A 24193-nucleotide genomic window follows, 5' to 3' on the forward strand; every position below is an offset into this window, starting at 1 on the left:
AGCCGGACGACGAGAATTTGTACTGTGTTGAGGTGGAGCAGATCCTGCGGTTCGAGGCGCACGCGTTCGGCCGGCCGTATCACGCGGCGCGGGTGCGGATCCCGGTGCGCGCCCGTGACACCGAGCTGCACACGCACGCCGACTTCCACGAGTTCATGGGCGTCGTGTCCGGTAGCGGCGAACATCTGCTGACCACCGGTGTCGAGCAGCTCCGCGCCGGCGACGTCGTGCTGGTCCGGCCGAGCGACCGGCACGCGGTCCGCGGCTCGGCGCCGGACGGGCTGGAGTTCGTCAACGTCGCGTTCCCGAGCTCGATCTGGCAGGGGTTCCTGGATCTCACCCGGACGGGGAGCTGGACGTCGCGTGGACCGATCAGCTTCCACCAGCCGGGCGCCGTACCCGTCTTCGAGCGCGCCCTCGACCGCTTCCAGGACGACCCGACGACGTACGACCTGCTGCGCTTCTGGATCGACCTCCTCGACCTGCTCGCCCCCGGCGATCCAGGAGACCCTGGCGTACCCGACTGGCTGGCCAAGGCGTGTACGGCGATGCGCGCCGAGGACAACCTCCGCGGCGGCGTCCCGCGGCTGCTCGAACTCGCCGGCGTCAGCGCGGCGCATCTGTCCCGCTCGATGCGCGCGGCGTACGGCATCACCCCGACCGCCTTCGTCACCGACCTGCGCCTCGAACACGCCGCATCCTTGCTAGCGGCAACCAGCACCACGATCGCCGCCATCGCGACCCGCTGCGGCTTCAGCAGCCAGTCCTACTTCACCCGCTGCTTCACCACGGCCCACGCCCTCACCCCCAGCGAGTTCCGGCACCGCTCTCAGCGCGCTTTCGTACCCTGAGAGCCGAGGTACGCGACGACCTCCGCCTGCCGAAAGAACTCGGCCCAGCCGCGAACATCGGCGTCGTACTGCGTATCAGTCACCGACAGATCTGCACCGCACCCAACCAGGAACCGCAGTGTGTCGAGCGCACCTGTCCCGGCGGCCAGGTGCGCCGCGGTGATGCCGCCTGCCGTCCGCGCGTTGACGTCGAAGCCCAAGTCGGCGAGCTGCCGGACGATGTCCCAACGCTGCGCCGCGGCGGCCTCGGCGAGGAGTGCGGGCCGGTCGGCCGGGGTGAGCTCGCCGCTGAGTGCGGCCGGGAACGGGTCCTCGGCGCGCAGGCCCTGGTAGAAGTCGCGAACCGTACCGACCTCGGCGCCGTGATGGATCAGTTCGTCCAGGATGTGCAGCGCGAACGACGTACCGTCGTTCTCCGCGTACGGCCCGGCGATCTCGCCCATCGGCCGGTCGAGATCCTGCTGGCTGAGCGCGGCGAGCCGCCGGCGCCAGATCTCGTACGCGTGATCGAGCGCTTCGAGGGCAGCGGCGGCGGACCCGGGGACGCCGGGCTTGTCGTCGGTCGCGGTGTGCCCGAACCAGGTCGCCGTACGCTCGGCCTGGAGGACGTCGACGATGTGCGTGATCCGCCACGCCAGGGTGGTGAACGGTGCCGGTGCGGGCGGGATCCGGGACCCGTCGGCGACGTACCTGTCGTCGGTCTTGCGGACCGTCCAGCAGCCGTCGAACGGTTCCCAGAGGTACTCGTCGTCGGTCAGCCCCTCCACCCGTTGCCGCAGGCGCTGCCACGCGAAGTCCGACAGGTCGAGGAGATTCTGCGAGAGCGTCGTCATCTCGTCACAGTAAGACGACCTGCGGACAGGATCGGTCCGCAGGTCGGGGATACTTTCCACGGGATGGATACCGCGACCCGGCTCCTCCGCCTGCTGTCCTTGCTCCACTCGCGCCCCCAGTGGGACGGCGCCGAGCTGGCGGCAAGGCTCGAGGTCACGCCCCGGACCGTACGGCGGGACGTCACGCGGCTGCGGTCACTCGGGTACCCGATCGACGCCGAGGCCGGGATCGGCGGCGGGTACCGCCTCGGGCCGGGCGGCCGGCTTCCGCCGCTGCTGCTCGAGGACGCCGAGGCGGTGGCGATCGCGGTCGGTCTGCGGGTCGCGACGACCACGACCGTGTCCGGGGTCGAGGAGGCGGCGATCTCGGCGCTGGCGAAGCTCCATCAGGTACTGCCGGTGCGACTGCGCGAGCAGGTCGCCGCGATCACGGCCCACACCACGCAGCTGCCGCAGGGCGAGCTGCCGCCCGTCGACGGCGACGTACTCGTCACGTTGGCGGCCGGCTGCCGGCACGTCGAAGGGATCCGGTTCCGTTATCGCTCCCGCGACGGCGGTGAGTCCGAGCGCAGCGTCGAGCCGCTGCAGATCGTGCACACCGGCCGCCGCCGGTACCTCGTGGCCCGCGACCGCGACCGGCAGGCGTGGCGAACGTTCCGGGTCGACCGCATCGAGCATCCCGTGCTGACCGGCTCCCGCTACCGCTTCGACGACCCGCCGGACCCGATCGCGCTCGTTGCCGAGGGCACCGGTGTCGCGCCGTGGGACATCGTCGCCCGGATCCGCGTCCATGCCCCGGCCGCTACAGTGGCGAAGGTGATCCCGCCGGCCCAGGGCGTCGTCGAGGAGCTCGACGCCGCGACGTGCGAACTCCGCATCGCCGCCAACGAGCTGGGTCCGCTCGCCGGTCAGGTCACACGCATCCCGTGGCAGTTCGAGATTCTCGAGCCTCCGGAACTCCGCGCCGCGGTCCACGACCTGGCCCGCCGTCTGCTGGATTCCTAGCTCTCGGCCAGTGCCTTTCGGATGCGTTTCTCGGAGACGGGGTACGGCGTGCCGAGGGTTTGGGCGAACAGGCTGATGCGGAGCTCCTCCAGCATCCAGCGGACCTCGAGCAGTCCGGGGCTCGGGTACTTGCCCGTCGGCACCGCGCGGAGTTTCTTGCGGTACTCGTCGGTGAGCATGTCGACCACGGCCATCCCGGAGCGGTCCCTCGCCGCGTTCGCGCTGAGCTTCTCGAGGCGTTGCTCCATGCCGCGCAGGTAACGGACCAGGTCGGGCAGCCGCTGCGCGCCGGTCTCGGTGATGAAGCCGGGGTGCACGAGCCCTTCGAGTTGCCCGCGGACGTCGGACAGCGCGGCGAGCAACGCGGGGCTGGACGCACGGGAGATCTGCTTGTCCACGGTCCGCGCGTGTCCCAGTACCTGCTCGACCTGCTGCAGGATCGTCAGCACGGTGTCCGCGAGCTCCGACCGTACGGCGTCTCGCAGGATCGAGAACGCGGTGAGATTCCACGCCGGGCCGCCCGCGGCCGCCATCAACTGGTCGACAGCGGCGCCGATCGCGTCGTCGAGCAGCTCGCCGACGTTGCGGTGCGGACCCGCCATCAGCGTCATCTTCTGCTGATTGCTCAGGTTCCGCTGGACGACGTCGATCACCGACGGCATCGTCAGCAACAGCAACCGCCGGGTGCCCGCCCACATCGCGGCGGCCTGGTCGCGCTCGGTCTCCTGCAGCCGGATCGCGACACTCTTGCCCTCGTCGACGAGCGCTGGGTAGCCGGCCACAGTCAGCCCGTTGCGGTGCTCGGAGAAGCTGCGGGGGAGATCGCCGAACGTCCAGTCGGTCAGACCGGACCGCTCCAGACCGCTGACCGCCTTGGCCGCGACCTGCGAGATCGCGGCCTTGGTCTTCGGCTTCAGCTTCTCCTTCAGCTTCGCCAGATCCTTGCCCTCGGCCACGGTCTTGCGCTTGTCGTCCTCGACCCGGAACGTCATCCGCAGGTGCTCGGGTACGCGGCTCCAGTCCCAGTCGCCCGGCTCGATCTCGACGCTGCGCAGCTCGCGGAGGGCTCGCGCCATCGCGTCGGTCAGCGGGCCGGACGCAGGGTCGAGCTCGGGGAGGATCTGCCGCGCGTGGTCCGGGGCCGGGACGATGTTGCGGCGGATCGCCTTCGGCAACGACTTGATCAGCGTCGTGACCAGCTCCTCACGGAAGCCGGGCACGCTCCATTCGAAGCCGTCCGCGGTGACCTGGTTCAGGACGAGCAGCGGGATATGCACGGTGACACCGTCGGCGTCCGTCCCGGGCTCGAAGGCGTAGGTGAGGTCGAAGCTCATCCCGTTCTGCGTCCAGTGCAGCGGGAACTCGTCCTCCTTCACCTCGGCGCCCTCGCGCACGATCAGCGAACGCTCGAAGTCGAGCAGGTCCGCATCGCGCTGCCGCGCCGTCTTCCACCAGGTGTCGAAGTGCCGGCCGGTGACCACCTCCGCACCGATCCGCTCGTCGTAGAAGGCGAACAGCGTCTCGTCGTCGACGAGCAGGTCGCGGCGCCGCGTGCGCTCCTCGAGCTCCTCGACTTCTTCGATCAGCTTGCGGTTCTCATGGAAGAACTTGTGGTGCGTGTCCCAGTCGCCCTCAACCAACGCGTGCCGGATGAACAGCTCGCGGGACACCTCCGGGTCGACCTTGCCGTAGTTCACCTTGCGCCGCGCGACGATCGGCACGCCGTACAGCGTGACCTTCTCGTAGGCCATCACGGCGCCGGCCTTGCGTTCCCAGTGCGGCTCGGAGTACGACCGTTTGATCAGGTGCGGCGCGAGGTCCTCGGCCCACTCGGGCTCGATCTTCGCGTTCACCCGGGCCCACAGGCGCGACGTCTCGACGAGCTCGGCTGCCATCACGAACTGCGGCGGCTTCTTGAACAGGCCGGAGCCGGGGAAGATCGCGAACTTCGTCCCGCGCGCGCCGAGGTACTGGTGCTGGTTCGCGGGGTCCTTCATGCCGAGGTGGCTGAGCAGACCGGACATCAGCGAGATGTGCACGCTCTGCGGGTCCGCCGGCTCCCCGCTGTTGAGCTTCACGCCGATCTGCGAGGCGACCTGCCGCAGCTGCGCGTAGATGTCCTGCCACTCACGGACACGCAAGTAGTTGAGGTACTCGCTGCGGCACATCCGGCGGAACTGGTTGCCGGACAGCTCCTTCTGCTGCTTCTTCAGGTAGCTCCAGAGGTTCAGGTACCCGAGGAAGTCGCTGTTCGGGTCGCGGAACCGGGCGTGCGCCTGCTGCGCCTGGGCCTCGGCGTCGGTGGGCCGCTCGCGCGGGTCCTGGATCGACAGCGCGGCCGCGATCACCATCACCTCGCGGACACAGGCGTGCTTGTCGGCCTCGACGATCATCCGGGCCAGCCGCGGGTCGAGCGGGATCTGGGCGAGCTGACGCCCGATCGGGGTCAGGCGGCCGCCCTTGGGGGTGTCGATGGCGCCGAGCTCGGTGAGCAGTTGCAGACCGTCGGTGATGCTGCGCTTGTCCGGCTCGTCGATGAACGGGAACGCGGCAATGTCGCCCAGCCCGATCGCGGTCATCTGCAGGATCACGGACGCGAGGTTGGTGCGCAGGATCTCCGGGTCGGTGAACTCCGGGCGGTTGGTGAAGTCCTCCTCGGAGTACAGCCGGATGCAGATGCCGTCGCTGGTGCGGCCGCTGCGGCCCTTGCGCTGGTTCGCGCTGGCCTGCGAGACGGGCTCGATCGGGAGGTGCTGGACCTTGGTGCGATGGCTGTAGCGCGAGATGCGCGCCGTACCGGGATCGATGACGTACTTGATGCCGGGGACGGTGAGCGACGTCTCGGCGACGTTCGTCGCGAGCACGATCCGGCGGTTCGAGTGCGGCTGGAAGACCCGGTGCTGCTCGGCGTTGGACAGCCGTGCGTAGAGGGGGAGTACTTCGACCGCGCCGGGCCGCCCGCGCCGGTCGGCGTACTTGTCGCTGAGCGCGTCGGCGGTGTCGCGGATCTCGCGCTCACCGCTGAGGAAGACCAGGACGTCGCCGTCCGCCTCGTACTCGAGCTCGTCGACGGCGTCCAGGATCGCCTGGGTCTGGTCGCGGTCGATCGTCGACGGGTCGTCGGGGTCGTTGACCGGGCGGTACCGCACCTCGACCGGGTAGGTCCGGCCGGACACCTCGACGATCGGCGCCGGGGTGCCGTCGGCGCCGGCGAAGTGTGCGGCGAACCGTTCCGGGTCGATGGTCGCGGAGGTGATGATCACCTTGAGGTCGGGGCGGCGGGGGAGAAGGCGCTTGAGGTAGCCGAGGATGAAGTCGATGTTCAGGCTGCGCTCGTGCGCCTCGTCGATGATCAGGGTGTCGTAGCGGGTGAGGTCGCGGTCCCGCTGGAGCTCGTTGAGCAGGATGCCGTCGGTCATCAGTTTGACCAGGGAGCGTTCGCTCACCTTGTCGGTGAACCGGACGGCGAACCCGATCGTCTCGCCCAGCTCGGTGCCTAGCTCTTCGGCGATCCGCTCCGCGACCGTCCGCGCGGCGAGGCGGCGGGGCTGGGTGTGCCCGATCATGCCGTGCACGCCGCGGCCGAGCTCGAGACAGATCTTCGGGATCTGGGTGGTCTTCCCGGAGCCGGTCTCACCCGCGACGACCACGACCTGGTGGTCCCGGATCGCGGCGGCGATCTCGTCCTTCAGCTGGCTGACCGGCAGCTCTTCCGGGTACGTGATCTCGGGTACGGCGCTCCGCCGCACTTCCACCCGCCGCTCGGCCTGCTCGACCGCCGCCGTCACAGCCCGCAGCTCGTCGGCCCGCTTCCGGGCATCCGTCGTACGCCGAACCCGCTCGAGCCGCCGCCCGAGATGCTCCCGGTCGTACGCCGTCACATCCTCCAACCGAGCCGCCACATCAGCGAGGTTCAGCTCGGGGGTGGGAGCCGGGCGCTTCGCCTCACCCGGCGCGGTGTCGGTTGCGGTTCCGGGGGCGGCTGCTTGCCGTCCCTTTCCGCCGCGCCGACGGCGCCGGCGGTTGGCCGGGTCCTGCGAGGGGGCTGGGGATGGACTCGTGGACTCGGTCCGGGCATCAGGCATAACCAGTCCAGTTTAGAGGCCCGACCCCAGCACCTCACCCGGATTACGGAGGCGCGGACCGCCAGGCCATCACAATCGACCCGCCGAGCACGTGCTGCGCGCCCGGAGCGGCAGCCGCGCCCGATTGTGATGGCCTGGGCATCCGGGTTCAGTCGTCGAGGCGTCCGGCCAAACTCTCGAGCGCGGCGACCTGCTCGCGATCGGGGTGCTGATGTAGGCCGGCGTGGTTCACCCAGGCGGGCGCGGCGGGGATCAGCAGTCGCTCGAACACCGAGACCGCCGCGGTGCCGAGGTCATCAGCAGCCGTCGGGATCGCTCAGTCGTGGGGTGAGGGGACCTTGACGGCGAGGACTGGTACCGGGGACTCCAGCAGTACGCGTTGGGCGGTGCTGCCGAGGATCAGTTTGCCGACCGGGCTGCGGCGGCGCAGGCCGAGGACGATCAGGCCGACGTCCTCCGCCGCGGCCGCCTTCAGCAGTGCGCCGGCCACGTCACCCTCGGAGACGGCCTGCTGGACCGTCACGTCGACGCCGTGCTCCCGCAGCTTGGCCTCCGCCGCGGCCAACTCGTCGGCGTTGGCGTAGCGGGCGTCGATGTAGGCGTCGCCCCGGCTGGTGTTCAGCAGCAGGACCGTGGCCCCGCGCAACTCCGCTTCGGCCGCCGCCGCGGCCAGCGCCGCCTCACCCTCAGGCGTTGGTACGTATCCGACGAGAATCTTCACGCCCCCACTCTCCCATCAATCACCCTCGACCTCGCACCCCGCATCTCCGGAAACAAATCGGCGCATGACGCAGAAAAGTTTCCGGAGAGACGGCACTCAGTCGTCCTCGCCGAAGGTCAGGCGGTCCCGGGTGGGGCACCAGGCTCAGCGGCCGCGTGAAGAACACACTCGCGTCCCCGTTCGAGATCACCAGCGCCCGCCGGAACTGTTCCTCCATCGTCGGCCCGAGGATCACCCCGAGCACGACCGGCGCGATCGGGAAGTCCAGCTTGCGCATGAAGAACCCGGCCACCCCGATCAGGAGCGCCATCAGCACCTCGTACCCGGAGCCGGACAACGAGTACACACCGAGGCACGCGAAGACCAGGATCCGGCAGCGGCCGCGCACCGCCTCGTGGCGTCGTACAAGGCCCGCAAGGCGAACGTGCCGGGCTTCGGGCACCGCTTCCACCCCCGCGATCCGCGCCGCGACCCGCTGATCGCGGCCGCGCAGCAGGCCGTTGCCGACGGCACCATCAGCAGGCGGTACCTGGAGGTCGCGCTCGCCCCGGAGGCCGCGCTGGCCCCGATCCCGATGAACGTCGACGGCGCCACCGCGACCATCTACGCCGAGCTCGGCCTCCCCGCCGAACTCGCCCGCGGCCTCTTCATCCTGTCGCGCTCCGTCGGCCTCCTCGCCCACGCCCGCGAGCAGCAGGAACAACCGACCCGCATCAAGGGCCCGCTCCCGAAGGCCGTGATCCCCACCTACACCGGCCACCCGCCCCGCTCGCTCTGACCGGTTAGGGTCGGGGACATGGTCGAACTCCAGGTCGTCCTCCCGGACGAGTCCGCGACAATGCCGCCCGAACGACTGGTCGAGCTGGCGATCGCCGCCGAGGACCTCGGCTACGGTACGGCGTGGCTGCCCGACCACCTCCTCCCGCCGGGCGAGTTCGGCCCGACGTACGGCGGTGTGTACGAACCGCTCGTCACGATCGGGTACCTCGCGGCCCGCACGAGCCGGATCCGGTTCGGTACGTCGGTCCTCGTGCTGCCGCTGCGGAGCCCGTACGTCGTCGCGAAGCAGGCCGCGACACTGCACCGGCTCTCCGGCGAACGCGTCGTACTGGGGATCGGCGCCGGGTGGGCGCGGGACGAGTTCGCGGCGGTGGGCGCGGTGTTCGAGGAGCGTGGCCGGCGGACGGACGAAGCGCTCGGTATCGTGCGCGATCTCTTCGAGGGCCGGGATCGCGGCGGGGTGTTCGAGCCCACGCCGCGGGCGCCGCTGCCGATCATGATCGGCGGGACGACGGTGCCGGCGTTGCGCCGGGCGGCCCGCTACGGCGACGAGTGGCAGGGTCTCAACCTGGACGGTGCCGGGTTCGCGGCGGCCGTCTCGCGGCTCCGGTCGTTCGGCGACCGGCCGATCAAGGTCGGGACGCGGCTCGTCTGGTCCGCCGGCGAGCCTGGCCCGGTGATCGAGCAGGCTCGGGAGCTCGTCGACGCCGGAGCCGAGACGCTGGCGGTGTCCTTCGGTGACGAGAGCAGCGCGCTGGACCGGATGACGAAATTCCGGGACCTGTTCACGGCGGGCTGAATCTGCTGCGCAGGACCTTGCCGGACGCGTTGCGCAGGAACGGCCGGTGGATCGGAGGTGCGTGATGGTCTGGATCACGGACAAGTCCCAGGAGTGGGTCGAAGCGGCCGAGTCGGAGACCGGACACTCCACGGACGCTGTGTGGGCGTCCGAGCTGTTGAGGGATGACCTGATGCGCTGGTCGCGGTGGTGGCTCGGGCTCGCAGCCTTCGTCGGCGCTTTCACCGCCGCGGGGACAGCTGGGTCGCTCGGCATGGCGCTTCTTGTCGACGGCCCTGGTGACATGGGTTCCGTGATCGCGGTCGCCGGCATCCTCGTGGTGGCAGTGGTGACGCTCGCGATCTGCGCCGTCGTACTGTGGCGGCTCCATCGGTCCGGACGTCGGCTGGCACGGGCGCTCCGCTGGTGGCTCGGGCTGAGAGCGGGCATGGTTCCCCGTGGATTCGCCGGGTGGATCGCGCCACGGGCCGTGCTTTTCAGTCCGGTCGTGTTCTTACGCGTCCTGACCGCGACTCTGTCCGGGCTGATAGGGATCTTCGGGCTGAGCATGATCGGATACTCCGTCACCGAGGAGGCGGTGCTGCTGCTCGCTTCGACACTGTGGGGTCTGTTGGGCACGGCCTCTTGCGTCGGTCAGCTCGGCGGCGTCATGCGAATCGTCGCAGGGCTCGCAGACGCCGACCCCCTCTGGGGCCGGATGCGGGGACGATGACGCGCCGGCGACATCCTGCGACTGTTCACGGTGGGGTGAGTCTGCCGCGCAGCACCTTCCCGGTGGCGTTGCGCGGGAAGTCGTCGAGGACGACGATCTGCCGCGGGGTCTTGTAGCGCGCGAGGTTCGCCTTCACGTGGGTGTCCAGCTCGTCCTCGGTGACCGGCTGGTGGAGTACGACGTACGCGATCAGCCGTTGGCCGAACTCGTCGTCGGGGACGCCGGTGACGACCGCCTCGGCGACCGCGGGATGCGCCGCGAGGCACTGCTCGACCTCGACCGGGTACACGTTCTCGCCGCCGGACACGATCATGTCGTCCTCGCGCCCGTCGACGAACAGCCGCCCGGTTCGGTCGAGGTGTCCGAGATCGCCGGTGCTCATCCGCCCGTCCACCACGGTCTTGCTCGAACCGTCGGAGTACCCGCCGAACACCAGCCCGCCGCCCGCGAAGATCCGCCCGGTGGTCCCGGCGGACACTACGCGGTCCTGGTCGTCGAGGATCCGGATCGAGCTGCCCAGGCACGGCCGGCCGACGGTCCCCGGCGCGGCGAGCAGATCCGCGGACGTCGCGATGGTGGCGATCCCGACCTCGCTCGACCCGTACGCGTCGCACAGCACCGGCCCGAACCGCTCGATGAACCGCTCGGCCAGCGGTGCGCCGAGCTGCGACGCACCGGAGATCACGGCCCGCAGCGAACGCAGGTCGTACTCCGCGGTCGCCGCCGGGCCCAGCTCGAGCAACCGGCGCAACATCACCGGCACCGCGACGACCGAACCGGCCCGCGTCGCCTCCACATCCGCCAGCAAGGTCGCGGCGTCGAACCGCGGCCGCAGTACCAGCGGGGAGCCGAGGAACAACGCGAGCATCGACGTCAGCAGCCCCAGCCCGTGGAACAACGGCGGGCAGATCACCATCGGTTCACCGGCGCGGATTCCGAACCGTCGCAGCGCACTCCCGGTCAACCCCGCCAGCCCAAGCGCGGTCGGCACCCGCGGAGCCGCCTTGGGAGCCCCCGTCGTACCGGAGGTGAGGATCGTGATGTGCCCGACCTTCTCAGGCGCAGCAGCCGCCCGCGCCGTGCTCCCGGCAAGCTCCTCCAGATCGGAGCCGACGGCGGGCAGGTCGGCCGGGACCGTGAACTCGGCGTCGTGGACAAGTAGGTCCGGACGATGGCGCTCCAGGACTGCCTGGAGCTGCGGTGCGGCGAATTCGGTGTTCACGAACAGCACGTCCGCACCGATCCGCGACGCCGCGAGCGTCGCCTCCAGGAAGCCGCGGTGATTCCGGCACAGGACGGCGACCTTGCTGCCGGCAACGATTCCGTACTGCGCTTGCAGACCGGCCGCGATCCGTTCGCACCGGCGGTCGAGCTCGGCGTACGTGATCTCGTCGTCACCGGAGATCACCGCCGCACGGTCCGGGTAGCGGATCGCGGCGATCACTCCCAGCGCGGCCATCGACTGACCCCACGTCCGCAGCGCGCGCTCGATCCGGACCAGTTGCGCCGGACCCGCCGACCGCCAGACACCGGACCTGATCAGCGCGACCGACAGTCCGCCGACCTCGGCCGCACTCTGCACCAGCCACTCGGGCGGGCGCAGCGGTCCGATCGGGCGGATCGTCCTCATCGCTCCTTCCCGCCTCCCGTACGCCGGAAGTACAGCTCGAACAACCGATCGGTCGGCACCCGCAACAGATTGCCCACGGCATCGGCCGGGCGGACGAACGGCGGCGTGATGTTGTGCGGCCGCTCCGCGACCGCCGTACACACCTGATCGGCGGCCTGCTCCGGAGTCAGCCCCGGCATCTTGTTGAGCAACGGCGTCGGCTCACTCATCCGCGTGTGCACGAGGCCCATGTAGACGGTCGACGTCGTCACGCGGTCGCCGCGCACCTCCTGGGCGACACAGCGCAGCCACACGTCGAAGGCACTCTTCGACGCGAGGTACGCCGACCAGCGCGCCATCGGCGGCGTCCGGACGCCGGCCGTCGACACGTTCACGATGTGACCGGAGCGGCGTTCGCGCATCGACGGCAGCAGTTCGAGCACGAGCTTGGCCGGCCCGAGGTAGTTCACGGCGTTGGTCCGCTCGATGTCGTGGAAGCGCTGGTAGGTGTCCGCGATCGACCGCCGGATGGACTTGCCCGCGTTGTTCACCAGGACGTCGACCCGCTCGTGCTCCGCGAGCACCGTCCGGACGAGCTCCTCGACCGCAGCGGGGTCCGCGAGGTTGGCCGGGTACGCGTACGCCGACCCGCCCGCGGCCCGGATCTCATCGGCCACTGCTTGCAGCTGGTCGGCCGTCCGCGCAACGAGCACCACCGTCGCACCGGCCGCGGCCAGGCGTCGCGCGGTCGCCTCACCGATCCCGTACGACGAACCGGTGACCATCACCACCTTGCCCCGGACGGCCTGCGCCAGCCGTTCGTCGGAGATCCTGGTGCGCCCATTGGTCAGCGCGACAAGCAACGGCCACCCGATCGGACGCTTCCCAGTCACCATGCCCCGACATTACCCGCTGGTAGCCGTCAGCGGCAGGGGGGTGACTCAGCTGAGCCCTCACTCGGCGGCGCGCTGGAGCCATTCGCGGATCAAGGCGTCGAAAAGCGCGGGCTGCTCGAGCTGGAGGTTGTGCCCGGCAACATCCAGTACGGCGTATGCGGCCCGCGGGTAGTGGGGGAGCAGTGCGTACTGGTCCTCGTACCCGGTCACGGCGTCCTGCCGGCCGCACAGGATCAGTGACGGCCTCTCGTACGGCGGGCCGCTCTCCGGCGCCGTCGTCAGCGCCCAGTTCTTCTGGATGCGCTCCAGGGCAGCCGTGTCGGCCAGCGCGAGACCCGGCGCCACGTCCGAGCGGTACGCCGCCAGTGCAGCAGCTGTCTGCACCACGGCGAGCTCGGTGAAGTCCTCGTCCGGTGTCAGCGAGTCGAGGACGCCGGGCTCGGTCCGCAGTACGGCGTGCTCGGGGAGCTTGCGGTCCTTGTGCCACAGCGTGCCGACCGGACAGATCATCGCCAGGCCGAGGACCTGCTCGGGACGCTCCGCGACCAGGCCGCGGGCGAGGTAGCCGCCGTACGACTCGCCGATCAGCAGGAACGGTTCGTCGCCGATCTCCTGGGCGACGAACTCGCGGAGCGCGGCCATGATGCCGTCCGAGCTGTCGATGTCGCCGGCCGGACTCTGCCCCATCCCGGGCAGGTCCGGGTACAGCCGGCGGTAGCCGGTGAGGCGGTTGAAGACCGGCTCGAGGCAGCCGGTCATCAGCCGGTGGTCCGGCGTCCACCCGTGCAGTGCGAGAACCGGAACACCGTCGCCGTACGACACGAAGTGCAGTGCCACGAGGTTGCCTTTCGCCGAGCTTGGTCTTGGAGCGGAACAAGTTGTAGCAACCCCGTCCGACAGTTCTAGAGTCACACCATGGCCCGTCGCTCAGCACTTCCTCCCGTTCCCGATGCCGCCGTACTCCGCGCCCGCCTGGATCGCGCCCGCGAGGCCGCGGCCGGCACCGGCCTGGTGATCGCGCCAGGCTCGGACCTGCGGTACCTGATCGGTCAGCCCGGCGGCTCCTTCGAGCGCCTCACGACGCTGGTGATCCCGGCCGACGGCGCACCGGCCCTGATCGTGCCGAAGCTCGAGGCGCCCGGGTACGACGGTCTGCCGCTGGCGGAGCTCGGCGTCGACGTCGTCACCTGGGTGGACGGCGTCGACCCGTACAACCTCGCCGCCGAGCGACTGGGAAGTTCCGAGCGGGTCGCGGTCAGCGACTTCACGCCGGCGCTGCACGTGCTGGGGATCCGCGACGCGTTACCGAAGGCCGAGCAGGTGCTGGCCGGGCCGATCGTGCGCGAGCTGCGGATGCGCAAGGACGCCGCCGAGATCGAGGCCCTGCGGAAGGCTGGCGCCGCGATCGACCGCGTGCACGCCCGCGTCGGAGAGTGGCTCCGTCCCGGCCGGACCGAGGCCGAGGTGGGCGCCGACATCGCCGCCGCGATCGTCGAGGAGGGCCACACCGAGGCCGACTTCGTGATCGTCGCCAGCGGCCCGAACGGCGCCAGCCCGCATCACGCCCTCTCCGATCGTGTGATCGAGGCGGGCGACGTCGTGGTCGTCGACATCGGCGGGCCCGTTGCCGAGGGCTACAACTCCGACTCCACCCGGACGTACGCCGTCGGCACGCCGCGGGACGCCGACGTGGCCGCGACGTACGCCGTACTGCAGCAGGCTCAGCAGGCCGCGGTGGACGCGGTCCGGCCCGGTGCGACCGCCGAGTCCATCGATGCGGCCGCGCGGGACGTGATCACCGCGGCGGGCTTCGGCGAGTACTTCATCCACCGCACCGGGCACGGGATCGGGCTGGACGTGCACGAGGAGCCGTACATCGTCGCGGGCAACGACCTGCCGCTGGAGCCGGGCATGGCGTTCAGCGTCGAGCCGGGCATCTACCAGGCGGGCCGCTGGGGCGCGCGGATCGAGGACATCGTGGTGGTCACCGCGGACGGCGTCGAGTCCGTGAACCAGCGGCCGCACGAGCTGGTGGAGCTCTGATTCAGCCGGCGCGGAATGTCTTGCGGTAGGTGAGGGGGGAGACGCCCAGGTCGGAGCGCAGGTGGTGTCGGAGGGAGGCCGCCGTGCCCAGGCCGGCCTCTTCGGCGACACGGTCTACGGACAGGTCGGTGGTCTCGAGCAGGTGGCATGCGTGTCGCACGCGCTGCTGGAGTAGCCAGGTGCCCGGCGACTGTCCGGTCTCGGCTTTGAAGCGGCGGCTGAACGTGCGCACGCTCATCCGCGCGTGCGCTGCCATCGCCGGGAGGCTGATGTCCTGGCTGAGCCGCTCGAGCGCCCAGGCCCGCGTCGGCGACGTACCCTCGCTGCCTTCCTCCGGTACGGCGCGTTCGATGTACTGCGACTGCCCGCCGTCACGCCACGGCGGTACGACGCAGTGCCGGGCGGCCCGGTTGGCGACCTCGCTGCCGAAGTCGCGGCGGATGAGGTGCAGGCAGAGGTCGACGCCCGCGGCGAGCCCGGCGGAGGTCAGCACGTCGCCGTCGTCGATGAACAACCGGTCCTCGTCGAGCTTCACCTGCGGGTAGACGCTGCGGAACAGCTCGGCCCGCCGCCAGTGCGTCGTCGCGGGCCGCCCGTCGAGGTACCCGGCCGCGCCGAGGACGAACGCTCCGGTGCAGATCGAGGCGATCCGGGTGCCCGGCCGGATGGTCGCGAGCGCGGCGGCAAGGTCGTCGGGCAGCGTGCCGTCGTACCGCGGCTGGGGGATGTAGGTACCGGGGATGATCACGGTGTCCGCCTCGGCCAGTGCTTCCGGGCCGTGGTCCGGGACGAGCGTGAAGCCGGCGCCGGCCCGCACCGGTCCGCCGAGGCCGCAGATGCGCACGTCGTACAGCTTGCCGCCGTCGGCCTTGGTGGCGGCGCCGAACACGGTCGGCGGGATGGTCAGGTCGAACCCGACCACGGGCTCCAGCGCGAGCACGGCGATCACGTGCGGACCGACGGCGGTCAGATGACGGCTCATGGCCATATCTTGACACAGGTTGGCAATCTGGCCACTAGTTCGATTGCGGTCGAACCGGCACTCTGGTTCGGTGACGCAGATTGTGGAGACGAGGAAGGCTCCCCGGGTGCACCTGGCCTGGGCGGTCGCGGTGGTCGGGTTCGTGACGTTGATCGGGGCGGCCGGGTTCCGGTCGGTGCCGAGTGTGCTGCTGGACCCGCTGCACGAGGAGTTCGGGTGGTCGCACGGGACGATCTCGGCGGCGGTCTCGATCAACCTGTTGCTGTTCGGCGGGATCTCGCCGTTCGCCGCCGCGCTGATGGACCGGCTGGGGTTGCGGAAGGTGGTCAGCGGCGCACTGGTGCTGATCGCGCTGGGCAGCGGTCTGACAGTGTTCATGACCGCCTCGTGGCAGCTGCTGCTCTGCTGGGGCCTCCTGGTCGGCATCGGCACCGGGTCTATGTCGATGACCTTCGTGGCGACGATCACCGGGCGCTGGTTCGTGCATCGTCGCGGTCTGGTGACAGGGATCCTGACCGCGGCCGGCGCAACCGGTCAGCTGATCTTCCTGCCACTGATCGCGTCCCTCGCGTCACACCACGGGTGGCGGGTCCCTGCACTCGTGGCGGCCGGCGCCGCGTTGGCCGTCGTACCGCTGGTGCTGCTGTTCTTGCGGGACTACCCGAGCGATGTCGGGTTGCGTGCGTACGGCGCTCCGGAGGGTAGTACTGCGGGACAGCGAGTGGAGACGACCGGTAGTAGCGCCAAGCGGGCACTGAGCGCACTGGCGATGGCTGCTCGGCGGCCGGCGTTCTGGTTCCTGGCGGGTGGGTTCGCGATCTGCGGCGCGTCGACGAACGGTCTGGTCGGGACGCACTTCGTGACCGCTGCGCACGACCATGGGATGCCGGTAACGACAGCGGCGTCGCTGCTGGCACTAGTAGGTGTGTTCGACGTCGGCGGGACGATCTTGTCCGGGTTCCTGACCGACCGATGGGACCCGAGGTACCTGCTGATCGCCTACTACGCGCTGCGTGGGCTGTCGCTGCTGGTGCTGCCGTCGCTGCTCGGCCCGACCGCTGCTCCGAGCACCTGGGTGTTCATCATCTTCTACGGGCTGGACTGGGTTGCGACTGTCCCGCCGACCGTGGCGTTGTGCCGAGAGTGGTTCGGGCAGGACGGGCCGATCGTGTTCGGCTGGGTGTTCGCATCGCACCAGGTCGGCGCCGCGCTGGCGGCCGCGGGTGCCGGCGTGATCCGGGACGTGCAGGGCAGCTACAACCTGGCCTGGTACCTGGCCGGCGGGCTGTGCGCCGCGGCCGCGTTGATGTCGGCGAGTATCGGGCGTCGCGTCGTCACCGTCTGACCCCGTCCGCTAGCCTCGATCTAGGTTGAGGTTGGAGGGATGGGCGATGGACATCGAGCCGGGTGAACTGACCGTCGGGCAGCTGTCGCAGCGCAGTGGCGTCGCGATCTCGGCTCTGCACTTCTACGAGCGCCAGAGCCTGATCGTCAGCCGTCGTACGGCGGGGAACCAGCGCCGCTACAAGCGGGACACGCTGCGGCGGGTGGCGCTGATCCGGATCGCCCAGCGGGTCGGCGTACCGCTGTCCGAGGTCGCCGCGATCCTCAAGCTGTTGCCGGAGAACCGGACGCCGACGCGCGCCGACTGGGAGCGGATCTCGGAGTGCTGGCAGGCCGAACTCGACAAGCGCATCCTGCATCTCGAACAACTCCGCGACGACTTCAAGGACTGCGTCGGCTGCGGCTGCCTCTCCCTGGACCGCTGCGCCCTGGCCAACCCCCACGACGCCCTGGCCACCACCGGCCCCGGCCCCCGACGCCTCCTCACCCCCGACGACGCACCCTGCCACCCCGGCAAATGCGCCTGACGCTGCCGGCCGCCGCACGGCCCGGTTGTCCACAGGGGGCGGCTCGCGCTGAGCGGACTGGGGGTGCGGGCGTCTAGGGTCGGGGGCATGGGTGACTCGATGGTGACGCTGACCGATGACCGCGCGAAGGTCGCGGGGGACGTGATCCGTGCGATCGCGGGCGACGCCGCGCGGCTGCGGCCGGATCAGGAGACCGCGGTCGCGGCGCTGTGCGAGGCGGCGGCGCGGGTGCTTGTGGTGCAGGCGACCGGTTGGGGCAAGTCGGCGGTCTACTGGGCCGCGACGGCGATCCGCCGCGCGGAAGGGTTCGGTCCGACGCTGGTGGTCTCGCCGCTGCTGTCGTTGATGCGTGACCAGGTCGCCGCCGCGAGCCGTGCCGGACTGCGGGCCGCGACGCTCAACTCGAACAACATCGACGCCTGGTCGAGCATCGAGCACGATCTGCGATCCGGCGCCGTCGACGTACTGCTCGTCTCACCGGAGCGACTGGCGAACCCGGGCTTCGGCCGGCGGGTGCTGGACGGGCTGGCCGGGCAGATCGGTCTGCTGGTCATCGACGAGGCGCACGCCGTGTCCGACTGGGGTCACGACTTCCGGCCGGACTACCGGCGCGTGTCCGACGTGCTGCAGAAGCTCAACCCGAAGACTCCGGTGCTGGCGACGACGGCGACGGCCAACTCGCGCGTGACGGAGGACGTCGCGAAGCAGCTCGGCGAGTCGACGCTGGTACTGCGTGGTCCGCTGGCTCGATCGAGCCTGCAACTGGCGGTGGTGGACGCGCTGTCGCCGCTGGATCGCTTCGCCTGGGTGGTCGACGTGCTGCCCAAGCTTCCCGGGTCGGGGATCGTGTACGCACTGACGGTGGCGGATGCGCAACGGCTGGCCGCGCTGGTTCAGGAGGTCCACGGGCGGGACGTGCCGGTCGCGGCGTACACAGGCCAGCTGGACGCGGGGGAGCGGGAGAGCCTGGAGGACGCGCTGCGGGACAACCAGCTGAAGGCGTTGATCGCGACGTCGGCGCTCGGGATGGGGTACGACAAACCGGATCTCGGGTTCGTGGTGCATGTCGGGTCGCCGCCGTCGCCGGTGTCGTACTACCAGCAGGTCGGTCGTGCCGGGCGCGGGATCGACCACGCCGTGGTGGCGCTGCTGCCGTCGGACGCGGACTCGGGGGTATGGGACTACTTCGCGACGGCGACGATCCCGGTCCCGGAGAACGTGCAGCGGTTGCTGCGTGCTCTGGACGGTTACGGGCCGGACGAGCCCGCGTCGGTGCCCGCGCTCGAGGCGGAGACCGGGCTGCGGCGGACGCGGGTCGAGCTGATGCTCAAGCAGCTGGCGGTGGACGGGGTCGTCGACCGGGTCGAGCGCGGCTGGGTGCGGACGGGCGCCGACTGGACGTTCGACTCCGAGCACTACGACGGCATCGTGTCGGTACGGCGCCGTGAGGCCGACATCATGCGCGCGTACACCCGCGGTGATCGTTGTCTGATGCAACTGCTCCAGGAGTCGCTGGACGATCCGTCGGCGGAGCCGTGCGGACGCTGCTCGGTCTGCCTGGGGGAGCTGCCGGATCCGCTGGTGGCGCGGCCCGAGCCGGAGACGGTCGCGACGATCACGCGGTTGCTGCGCGGTGAGGTTCACGTGCTGGAGCCGCGGAAGATGTGGCCGGGCGGGGCCTTCGGTCCGCGCGGGAAGATCCCGGCGGGGCTGTCCGCCGAGCCGGGCCGGATCGTCGTGTACGCCGACGCGCCCGAGTGGCGCGAGGTGTTGCAGGGTGCGTTCAACGGTTCGCCGGTGCCGGAGGCCGTCGAGGCGTTGCGGGCCGGTGCGGTTGCGGCGCTGTCCCGCTGGCGCGGATCGTGGTCGTCCCGTCCGGAGGTCGTCGTACCACTCGCGGCCGCCGGTTTCGCCGGGCTGACGTCAGCCGTCGCCGATCATGTTGCCCAGGTTGGTCGCCTCGATCGCGCCGAGCTGACAGTCGACCGCACCGGCTACACCGACGACCTCTCGTCCGCCGAGGAGGCGAAGGTGTGGCGCGACGGCCTGGAGGTCGACGCCACCACAGCCCAGGCCATCGCGTCCCGCACGGTGCTCCTACTGGTGGACGCCACGTCCTCCCAATGGCCGGTCACCGTGGCCGCCGCCAAACTGCGCGAGGCCGGCGCGGCCGCGGTCCTCCCGTTGATCATTCACAAACGCCCGTGAGCTGAGGGCTAGGGTGCCGGGGCGGGCGCGGTCTCCAGCAAGGATTTCAGGTCGGCGAGCAGCTGCGGCCAGCCGTCCTGGATCATGGTTCGGAGCGTGCTGCCGGGCTCGAAGCCGCTGTGGATCACGGTGAGCTTCACCTGGTCGTCCACCGGCTCCAGCTCGAAGGTTGCCGTGGACAACGGCTCCCGGCTGGTCCGGTCGTACGTCTCCTGGTCGAGCCCGACCTCCTTGGCGAACTCGGGCGTGATGTGGTGCCAGGCGTACGACAGCCGCGTGTACGGCGTGTGCTCGAGCACCACCTGCCCCGGTCCGGAGATCGCGACATCGCCCTGGTGCCACACCATCTCCGAGCCGGGCTTCCAGTCGGTCTCGAGCTGCACGCCCCAGTACTGCCTGGTGAACGCCGGGTCGGTCAGGGCCTGCCACAACCGCTCCGGCGTGGTCCGGATGTACGTCGTGTAGACGAAATCGTTGCTCATGTCCTCGGCCTCCAAAGCCGTCTTCAGGTCGGCGAACAGCTGGACCCGCCGACGGTCGTACTGGTGGATCCAGCGATCCGCGATGGCGTTGATCGGCTCCGCGTTGAGGTGGTGCAGCTTCTCGCGGCCGCGCCACACGGTGGTGACGAGGTTCGCGCTCTCGAGCACGGCGAGGTGCTTGCTCACCGACTGCCGCGCCATGTCCAGCTCGGCGCACAGCTCCCGCAGCGTCTGCCCGTTGCGCGCGTTCAGCAGGTCGAGCAGGCGGCGCCGGCTGGGGTCCGCGAGGGCGCGGAACACGTCGTCCTCCATCACGCTCCCGATCCAGAAAGGCAGCCGTTTGGCTGCATGATCAGAATAGGCAGCCGTTTGGCTGCACGTCAAACCCGATTGACGGATGGGTGAGGATGGCTGGGTGGAGATCACCAGCCTCGGCTTCCGCACCGACCTGTTGCTGCTCGAGCTCGGCGGCAGCGTGTTCCGCGACACCGGCGAGTACGTCGTCGTCCGGACGCCGCAGAACCCCGGATTCTGGTGGGGCAACTTCCTGCTCTACCGGACGCCGTTCGCGCCGGGCGACACCAAGCTCCGGATGGACGACTTCCGCCGGGAGTTCCCGGACGCGAAACATGTTGCGTTCGGCATCGACAGCACCGACGGAGACGCGGGTGCCGCGGACGAGCTGACCGCGGCCGGGCTCGAGATCGAGCCCAACGTGGTGATGACCGCGGACCGGGTCGTCCCGCCGCCGCGCCCGAACGAGCAGGCGACGTACCGGTTCCTGACCAGCGACGACGACTGGGAGCAGCTGTACGAGCAGAGCCTGGCGTGTTCGGCCGTGACGGTCGACGACGACTACAAGGAGTTCACCCGGCGCAAGCTGGCCGCGAAGCGGGACGTGGTGGACTCCGGGCACGGCAAGTGGTTCGGCGCGTTCGACGGGGGCCGGCTGCAGAGCTCGCTCGGGCTGATCTTCGACGGCACCGGGCTGGGCCGTTTCCAGAACGTGCAGACCTCACCGGAAGACCGCGGCCGCGGCCTGGCCGGGACGCTGGTGCACCACGCGTCGACGTACGGGCTGACCAAAGCGCGCAAGCTGGTGATGGTGGCAGACCCGGACTACCTGGCGATCCGGGTCTACCGGTCGGTGGGCTTCACCGACTCGGAGACCCAGGTCGGGATCAGCCGCCCGCCCGCGTGACAGACTGGCGCGCATGAGTCGGGTTGTGCTGGTCACCGGTGGCAGTCGTGGGATCGGCGCGGCCGCGGCGGTCGCGCTCGCCGCGGACGGCTGGAACGTCGGTGTGAACTTCCGGACGCAGGCCGACGAGGCCGCCCGGGTCGTGAAGGCCTGCGAGGAGCGCGGCCGGAGGGCGATCGCGGTCCAGGCGGACGTCGTCGAGCCCGACCAGATCGAGCGCCTCTTCGACACCGTCACGGCCGAGCTCGGGCCGATCGGTGCCGTGATCAACAATGCCGGCGTGGTCTCGCCGTCCGGCCGCGTCGCGGAGTACGACGCCGAACGCCTCGACCGGGTGTTCCGGGTCAATTCGATCAGCGCGTTCCTGGTCGCCGGCGCCGCGGTCCGGCGGATGTCCACGGCGTACGGCGGGAACGGTGGCGTGATCGTCAACGTCTCGTCTCGTGCCGCGGTGCTCGGATCCGCGGGTGAGTACGTCGACTACGCGGCGAGCAAGGCGGCCGTCGACGCGCTGACAACCGGTCTCGCGAACGAGGTCGCGAAGGAAGGCGTCCGCGTACTGGGCGTGCGGCCGGGGTTGATCGAGACCGGCATCCACGAGCCGGGCCGCCTCGACCGCCTCGGGACGACGCCGCCGCTGGCCCGTCCCGGGAAGGCGGAGGAGGTCGCGGAGGTGATCGCCTTCCTGGCCTCGGACCGTTCGTCGTACATGACCGGTACGACGGTCGACGTCTCCGGCGGCCGCTGACGCATGGGACTGAGGCCGGTAGACCTCGCGCGGCGCGCGGGAGTGTCGACGCAGTTGGTCCGCAACTACGAGGCGGACGGGATTCTGCCGCCGGCGCCACGCTCCGCGACGGGCTACCGGCAGTACGGGGCGGAACATGTGGCGGCCCTGCTGACGTACCGTGCGCTCGCGCCTGGTTTCGGCGCGGAGACCGCCACCGAGATCATGCGTGCCGTCCACAACGGCGACGAGGCGCTCGCGTACAGGCTGGTGGACGCCGCCCACGCCGTGCTCCACGAGCAGCGCCTCGCAACGGATGCCGCCAGTGAGGCGCTGGCCGCGCTCGCCGCGGAGTACGTCGACGAGCAGCCGGTCAACGGCCCGTCCCTGCTGGTTGGCGAGCTGGCCCACCGCCTCGGCATCCGCCCGTCGGCGCTCCGCGTGTGGGAATCCGCCGGCCTGCTGAAACCGACGCGTGAACCGGGTACGAAGTACCGCCGCTACGGTCCCGAGGAGGTCCGCGACGCGCGGATCATCCACATGCTGCGGCAGGGCCGGTACTACTTCGAGCAGATCAAGCCGGTTCTCGACGGCCTCCGCCGAACCGGCAGCACGGAGGCGCTCCGCACCGCGATCGCCGAACGTCGCGCCGCCCACGACCGCCAGACCAAGGCGATGCTGTACGGCGCCGCGATGCTGCACGAACTGATCACAGCTGGGGAACGGCCAGGCGAGTCGGCACCGACCGCCCCCGCACCGTAACCAGGTCGCTCTGCTGCCACCGCTCCGATTCGGCCGGTGTCGCCTCCTCGACCGCTGCCATCGACGCCATCAGCCGCCCCGGCGCGGTCTTCGCGAGCTCACTCAGCCGCGCCGCCTCGTTCACCGGATCGCCGATCACGGTGTACTCGTGCCGCCGTACGTCGCCGACCGTGCCGGCCACCACGATGCCGGCCGTGACGCCGATCCCGGCGGTTGCCTCCGGCAACTCGTCGGCGAGCCGCCGGGCCAGCTCCCGCCCGGCGGCCAGCGCGCTGCCGGCCGGATCCGGCAGCTCGGCCGGCGCCCCGAAGATCGCCAGCGCGGCATCCCCGGCGAACTTGTTCACGAACCCGCCCTGCCGGTCCACCTCGGCGACCACGAGCGCGAAGAACTGGTTGAGCAGCTGCACGACCTCGGTCGGCGGCCGCTGCGCCGCCAGCGCGGTCGAACCGACCAGATCGACGAACAGCACCGCGGCGAACCGCTCCTCCCCGCCGAGGCGGTCGCTGTTCAACGCCTCGCGGACCACGCCCGGTCCGACGTACCGCCCGAACACGTCGCGGATCCGTTCCCGCTCGCGCAGCCCCTCCGCCATCCGGTTGAACCCGGCCTGCAACGACCCGAGCTCGGTGCCGTCGAAGACCGGGATACTCACGTCCAGCCGTCCGTCGCCGATCAGGCTCAGCGCGTTGCGTACCGACCGGACCGGCGCCACCACGGACTTCGCGGACAGCCAGGTGAGCAGGCAGCCGTTGCCGAGCGCCACGATGCCCAGGGCAAGGATCACGATCGACAACCGCGTCGCGGTGACGTCACCCTCGATCAGCGCCAGTAGTGCGGCCAGCATCAGCCCGGCCACCGGGACGCCGGAGCCGACCGCCCAGAAGAACACTGTCCGTGCCTTCAGCCCGGCCGCGAGCAGTCGCCTCGGAGGCGGCGAGTCCACCAGCGCCCGCGCCGCGACCGGCCGGACCGCGAACTCGGTGAGCAGATACGAGACCGAGCAGGTGATGATCATGCCGTCGATCACCGTGAGCGCGACGCGCAGGGCGTTCTCCGGCTGCAGCACGAGCGTCATCACGGTGAACAGCACGGCCGCGCCGAGCCACAGCAGGACCTCGATCAGGGTGAGTCGCAACGGAAGCTGCAGCGTGGCGATCTGCTCGCGGCGGCTCGCGGGCCGCCCGAGGTCGATCCAGCGGGTCACCCGCCGCGTCAGCCGGGTGCTCCAGACACAGCCGATCGTCATCGCCACCAGGAAGTACGCCGGGATCGCGATCGCGTCGAACAGTTGCAGCCGATCGACCAGCGGCGGGCCGGGCAGCACGAAGACCGCGAGGACGAACACCACCAGCGCGCCGATCAGGTTGGTGCCGATCGAGAACGTCGTCATCAGGAGCTGCAGCCTGACCCGCAGCCGCCGCGGACTCTGGTCGGCGGGCCCGAGCAGCCACGATCCGAAGGGCCGCCGTTTCAGCACCAGCTCCGGATTCCCCTGGGACGTCCGCTGGATCGTCATACGCCTAGTCTGCCCGGTGGCGTACCCGTTGGTCCGCCCACCCGTCCGCCCGGTGGGCACCGAACGTGGGTTTTGGCACGGTGGTGCGGTTGGCTCAGATTGGCCGC

At 70.4% G+C, this 24193-nt stretch carries 22 protein-coding genes and 1 pseudogene; 12 read left to right on the top strand and 11 right to left on the bottom strand.

Going from position 1 to position 24193, the window contains the following annotated elements; genetic code table 11:
- Nucleotides 1–32 precede the first annotated feature (32 nt).
- Entirely contained in the window at nt 33–851 is an 819-nt protein-coding gene (locus BJY22_RS25715) for a helix-turn-helix domain-containing protein (RefSeq protein ID WP_167211199.1), read from the top strand.
- On the opposite strand, the gene BJY22_RS25720 is transcribed toward BJY22_RS25715, so the two are convergent.
- The gene (locus tag BJY22_RS25720; protein WP_167211202.1) at nt 830–1684 is read right to left on the bottom strand and encodes a DinB family protein; all 855 of its coding nucleotides are present in this window, start codon (nt 1682–1684) and stop codon (nt 830–832) included. The genes BJY22_RS25715 and BJY22_RS25720 overlap by 22 nt on opposite strands.
- Before the next feature lie 63 nt (nt 1685–1747).
- Between BJY22_RS25720 and BJY22_RS25725 the strand changes: the two genes are divergently transcribed.
- The gene (locus tag BJY22_RS25725) at nt 1748–2689 is read left to right on the top strand and encodes a helix-turn-helix transcriptional regulator (protein ID WP_167211205.1); all 942 of its coding nucleotides are present in this window, start codon (nt 1748–1750) and stop codon (nt 2687–2689) included.
- Here the strand turns inward: BJY22_RS25725 and hrpA are convergent.
- The 4 genes from hrpA to BJY22_RS43090 all read right to left on the bottom strand — a co-directional run bounded on the left by hrpA (nt 2686) and on the right by BJY22_RS43090 (nt 7883).
- On the bottom strand, nt 2686–6591 hold the full coding sequence (gene hrpA, locus BJY22_RS25730) for an ATP-dependent RNA helicase HrpA (RefSeq protein WP_337759047.1): 3906 nt from the start codon (nt 6589–6591) through the stop codon (nt 2686–2688). The two genes, BJY22_RS25725 and hrpA, sit on opposite strands and share 4 nt — an antisense overlap.
- A 331-nt stretch (nt 6592–6922) precedes the next feature.
- Nucleotides 6923–7045, bottom strand: coding sequence for a hypothetical protein (locus BJY22_RS42605; protein ID WP_272954835.1), 123 nt, complete (start codon nt 7043–7045; stop codon nt 6923–6925).
- Nucleotides 7046–7090: 45 nt separating this feature from the next.
- Complete coding sequence (locus BJY22_RS25735; protein ID WP_167211211.1) at nt 7091–7495, bottom strand: universal stress protein; 405 nt, start codon at nt 7493–7495, stop codon at nt 7091–7093.
- Between the two features lie 19 nt (nt 7496–7514).
- Entirely contained in the window at nt 7515–7883 is a 369-nt protein-coding gene (locus tag BJY22_RS43090; RefSeq protein WP_337759049.1) for a tripartite tricarboxylate transporter permease, read from the bottom strand.
- Here BJY22_RS43090 and BJY22_RS43095 point away from each other — a divergent pair.
- The 3 genes and pseudogenes from BJY22_RS43095 to BJY22_RS25750 form a co-directional block, all read left to right on the top strand.
- A pseudogene (locus BJY22_RS43095) lies at nt 7884–8273 on the top strand (citrate/2-methylcitrate synthase); the annotation flags it as partial. It lies immediately after the preceding gene.
- Nucleotides 8274–8291: 18 nt separating this feature from the next.
- Nucleotides 8292–9074 (top strand): LLM class flavin-dependent oxidoreductase, encoded by a 783-nt coding sequence (locus BJY22_RS25745; protein ID WP_167211217.1) that lies wholly within the window; start codon nt 8292–8294, stop codon nt 9072–9074.
- Between the two features lie 64 nt (nt 9075–9138).
- Nucleotides 9139–9786: a hypothetical protein gene (locus BJY22_RS25750; protein ID WP_167211220.1), complete on the top strand. Its 648-nt coding sequence runs from the start codon at nt 9139–9141 to the stop codon at nt 9784–9786.
- A gap of 25 nt (nt 9787–9811) precedes the next feature.
- On the opposite strand, the gene BJY22_RS25755 is transcribed toward BJY22_RS25750, so the two are convergent.
- From BJY22_RS25755 to BJY22_RS25765, 3 genes are read right to left on the bottom strand one after another with little or no spacing between them, the layout of a single operon-like run.
- Nucleotides 9812–11416 (bottom strand): AMP-binding protein, encoded by a 1605-nt coding sequence (locus BJY22_RS25755; protein WP_238350458.1) that lies wholly within the window; start codon nt 11414–11416, stop codon nt 9812–9814.
- Nucleotides 11413–12291 (bottom strand): SDR family NAD(P)-dependent oxidoreductase, encoded by an 879-nt coding sequence (locus BJY22_RS25760; RefSeq protein ID WP_167211223.1) that lies wholly within the window; start codon nt 12289–12291, stop codon nt 11413–11415. The genes BJY22_RS25755 and BJY22_RS25760 overlap by 4 nt, the downstream gene beginning before the upstream one ends.
- Nucleotides 12292–12348: 57 nt before the next feature.
- Nucleotides 12349–13128: an alpha/beta fold hydrolase gene (locus BJY22_RS25765; protein WP_167211226.1), complete on the bottom strand. Its 780-nt coding sequence runs from the start codon at nt 13126–13128 to the stop codon at nt 12349–12351.
- 78 nt (nt 13129–13206) lie between these two features.
- Between BJY22_RS25765 and BJY22_RS25770 the strand changes: the two genes are divergently transcribed.
- Complete coding sequence (locus BJY22_RS25770; protein WP_167211229.1) at nt 13207–14334, top strand: M24 family metallopeptidase; 1128 nt, start codon at nt 13207–13209, stop codon at nt 14332–14334.
- A 1-nt stretch (nt 14335) separates the two neighbouring features.
- On the opposite strand, the gene BJY22_RS25775 is transcribed toward BJY22_RS25770, so the two are convergent.
- The gene (locus BJY22_RS25775) at nt 14336–15316 is read right to left on the bottom strand and encodes a GlxA family transcriptional regulator (RefSeq protein WP_167211232.1); all 981 of its coding nucleotides are present in this window, start codon (nt 15314–15316) and stop codon (nt 14336–14338) included.
- 70 nt (nt 15317–15386) lie between these two features.
- On the opposite strand from BJY22_RS25775, the gene BJY22_RS25780 reads away from it, so the two are divergent.
- From BJY22_RS25780 to BJY22_RS25790, 3 genes are all read left to right on the top strand, one after another.
- Entirely contained in the window at nt 15387–16661 is a 1275-nt protein-coding gene (locus tag BJY22_RS25780; RefSeq protein ID WP_337759053.1) for an MFS transporter, read from the top strand.
- A 46-nt stretch (nt 16662–16707) separates the two neighbouring features.
- On the top strand, nt 16708–17187 hold the full coding sequence (gene soxR, locus BJY22_RS25785) for a redox-sensitive transcriptional activator SoxR (RefSeq protein WP_167211238.1): 480 nt from the start codon (nt 16708–16710) through the stop codon (nt 17185–17187).
- A gap of 87 nt (nt 17188–17274) precedes the next feature.
- Complete coding sequence (locus BJY22_RS25790; protein ID WP_167211241.1) at nt 17275–19395, top strand: RecQ family ATP-dependent DNA helicase; 2121 nt, start codon at nt 17275–17277, stop codon at nt 19393–19395.
- Nucleotides 19396–19403: 8 nt separating this feature from the next.
- On the opposite strand, the gene BJY22_RS25795 is transcribed toward BJY22_RS25790, so the two are convergent.
- On the bottom strand, nt 19404–20189 hold the full coding sequence (locus BJY22_RS25795; protein WP_167211244.1) for an ArsR/SmtB family transcription factor: 786 nt from the start codon (nt 20187–20189) through the stop codon (nt 19404–19406).
- Nucleotides 20190–20292: 103 nt separating this feature from the next.
- On the opposite strand from BJY22_RS25795, the gene BJY22_RS25800 reads away from it, so the two are divergent.
- The 3 genes from BJY22_RS25800 to BJY22_RS25810 are packed head-to-tail and all read left to right on the top strand — an operon-like array spanning nt 20293 to nt 22567.
- Nucleotides 20293–21078, top strand: coding sequence for a GNAT family N-acetyltransferase (locus BJY22_RS25800; protein ID WP_337759057.1), 786 nt, complete (start codon nt 20293–20295; stop codon nt 21076–21078).
- Nucleotides 21079–21091: 13 nt separating this feature from the next.
- On the top strand, nt 21092–21826 hold the full coding sequence (locus tag BJY22_RS25805; RefSeq protein WP_167211250.1) for an SDR family oxidoreductase: 735 nt from the start codon (nt 21092–21094) through the stop codon (nt 21824–21826).
- A gap of 3 nt (nt 21827–21829) precedes the next feature.
- Nucleotides 21830–22567: a TioE family transcriptional regulator gene (locus BJY22_RS25810; RefSeq protein WP_167211253.1), complete on the top strand. Its 738-nt coding sequence runs from the start codon at nt 21830–21832 to the stop codon at nt 22565–22567.
- Here BJY22_RS25810 and BJY22_RS25815 read toward each other — a convergent pair.
- Nucleotides 22515–24086 (bottom strand): adenylate/guanylate cyclase domain-containing protein, encoded by a 1572-nt coding sequence (locus BJY22_RS25815; RefSeq protein WP_167211256.1) that lies wholly within the window; start codon nt 24084–24086, stop codon nt 22515–22517. The genes BJY22_RS25810 and BJY22_RS25815 overlap by 53 nt on opposite strands.
- Nucleotides 24087–24193 lie beyond the last annotated feature (107 nt).

Origin of the sequence: Kribbella shirazensis (assembly GCF_011761605.1) — a bacterium.
Taxonomy (GTDB): Bacteria; Actinomycetota; Actinomycetes; order Propionibacteriales; family Kribbellaceae; genus Kribbella; species Kribbella shirazensis.

Excerpts from the sequence above, each read along its gene's own strand:
- BJY22_RS25745 (WP_167211217.1), top strand. The coding sequence starts at position 8,292 with ATGGTCGAACTCCAGGTCGTCCTCCCGGACGAGTCCGCGACAATGCCG.
- BJY22_RS25725 (WP_167211205.1), top strand. The coding sequence starts at position 1,748 with ATGGATACCGCGACCCGGCTCCTCCGCCTGCTGTCCTTGCTCCACTCG.
- BJY22_RS25790 (WP_167211241.1), top strand. The coding sequence starts at position 17,275 with ATGGGTGACTCGATGGTGACGCTGACCGATGACCGCGCGAAGGTCGCG.
- BJY22_RS25760 (WP_167211223.1), bottom strand. The coding sequence starts at position 12,291 with ATGGTGACTGGGAAGCGTCCGATCGGGTGGCCGTTGCTTGTCGCGCTG.
- BJY22_RS25810 (WP_167211253.1), top strand. The coding sequence starts at position 21,830 with ATGGGACTGAGGCCGGTAGACCTCGCGCGGCGCGCGGGAGTGTCGACG.
- BJY22_RS25750 (WP_167211220.1), top strand. The coding sequence starts at position 9,139 with ATGGTCTGGATCACGGACAAGTCCCAGGAGTGGGTCGAAGCGGCCGAG.
- BJY22_RS25755 (WP_238350458.1), bottom strand. The coding sequence starts at position 11,416 with ATGAGGACGATCCGCCCGATCGGACCGCTGCGCCCGCCCGAGTGGCTG.
- BJY22_RS25775 (WP_167211232.1), bottom strand. The coding sequence starts at position 15,316 with ATGAGCCGTCATCTGACCGCCGTCGGTCCGCACGTGATCGCCGTGCTC.
- BJY22_RS25805 (WP_167211250.1), top strand. The coding sequence starts at position 21,092 with ATGAGTCGGGTTGTGCTGGTCACCGGTGGCAGTCGTGGGATCGGCGCG.
- BJY22_RS25720 (WP_167211202.1), bottom strand. The coding sequence starts at position 1,684 with ATGACGACGCTCTCGCAGAATCTCCTCGACCTGTCGGACTTCGCGTGG.
- soxR (WP_167211238.1), top strand. The coding sequence starts at position 16,708 with ATGGACATCGAGCCGGGTGAACTGACCGTCGGGCAGCTGTCGCAGCGC.
- BJY22_RS25770 (WP_167211229.1), top strand. The coding sequence starts at position 13,207 with ATGGCCCGTCGCTCAGCACTTCCTCCCGTTCCCGATGCCGCCGTACTC.
- BJY22_RS25815 (WP_167211256.1), bottom strand. The coding sequence starts at position 24,086 with ATGACGATCCAGCGGACGTCCCAGGGGAATCCGGAGCTGGTGCTGAAA.
- BJY22_RS25795 (WP_167211244.1), bottom strand. The coding sequence starts at position 20,189 with ATGGAGGACGACGTGTTCCGCGCCCTCGCGGACCCCAGCCGGCGCCGC.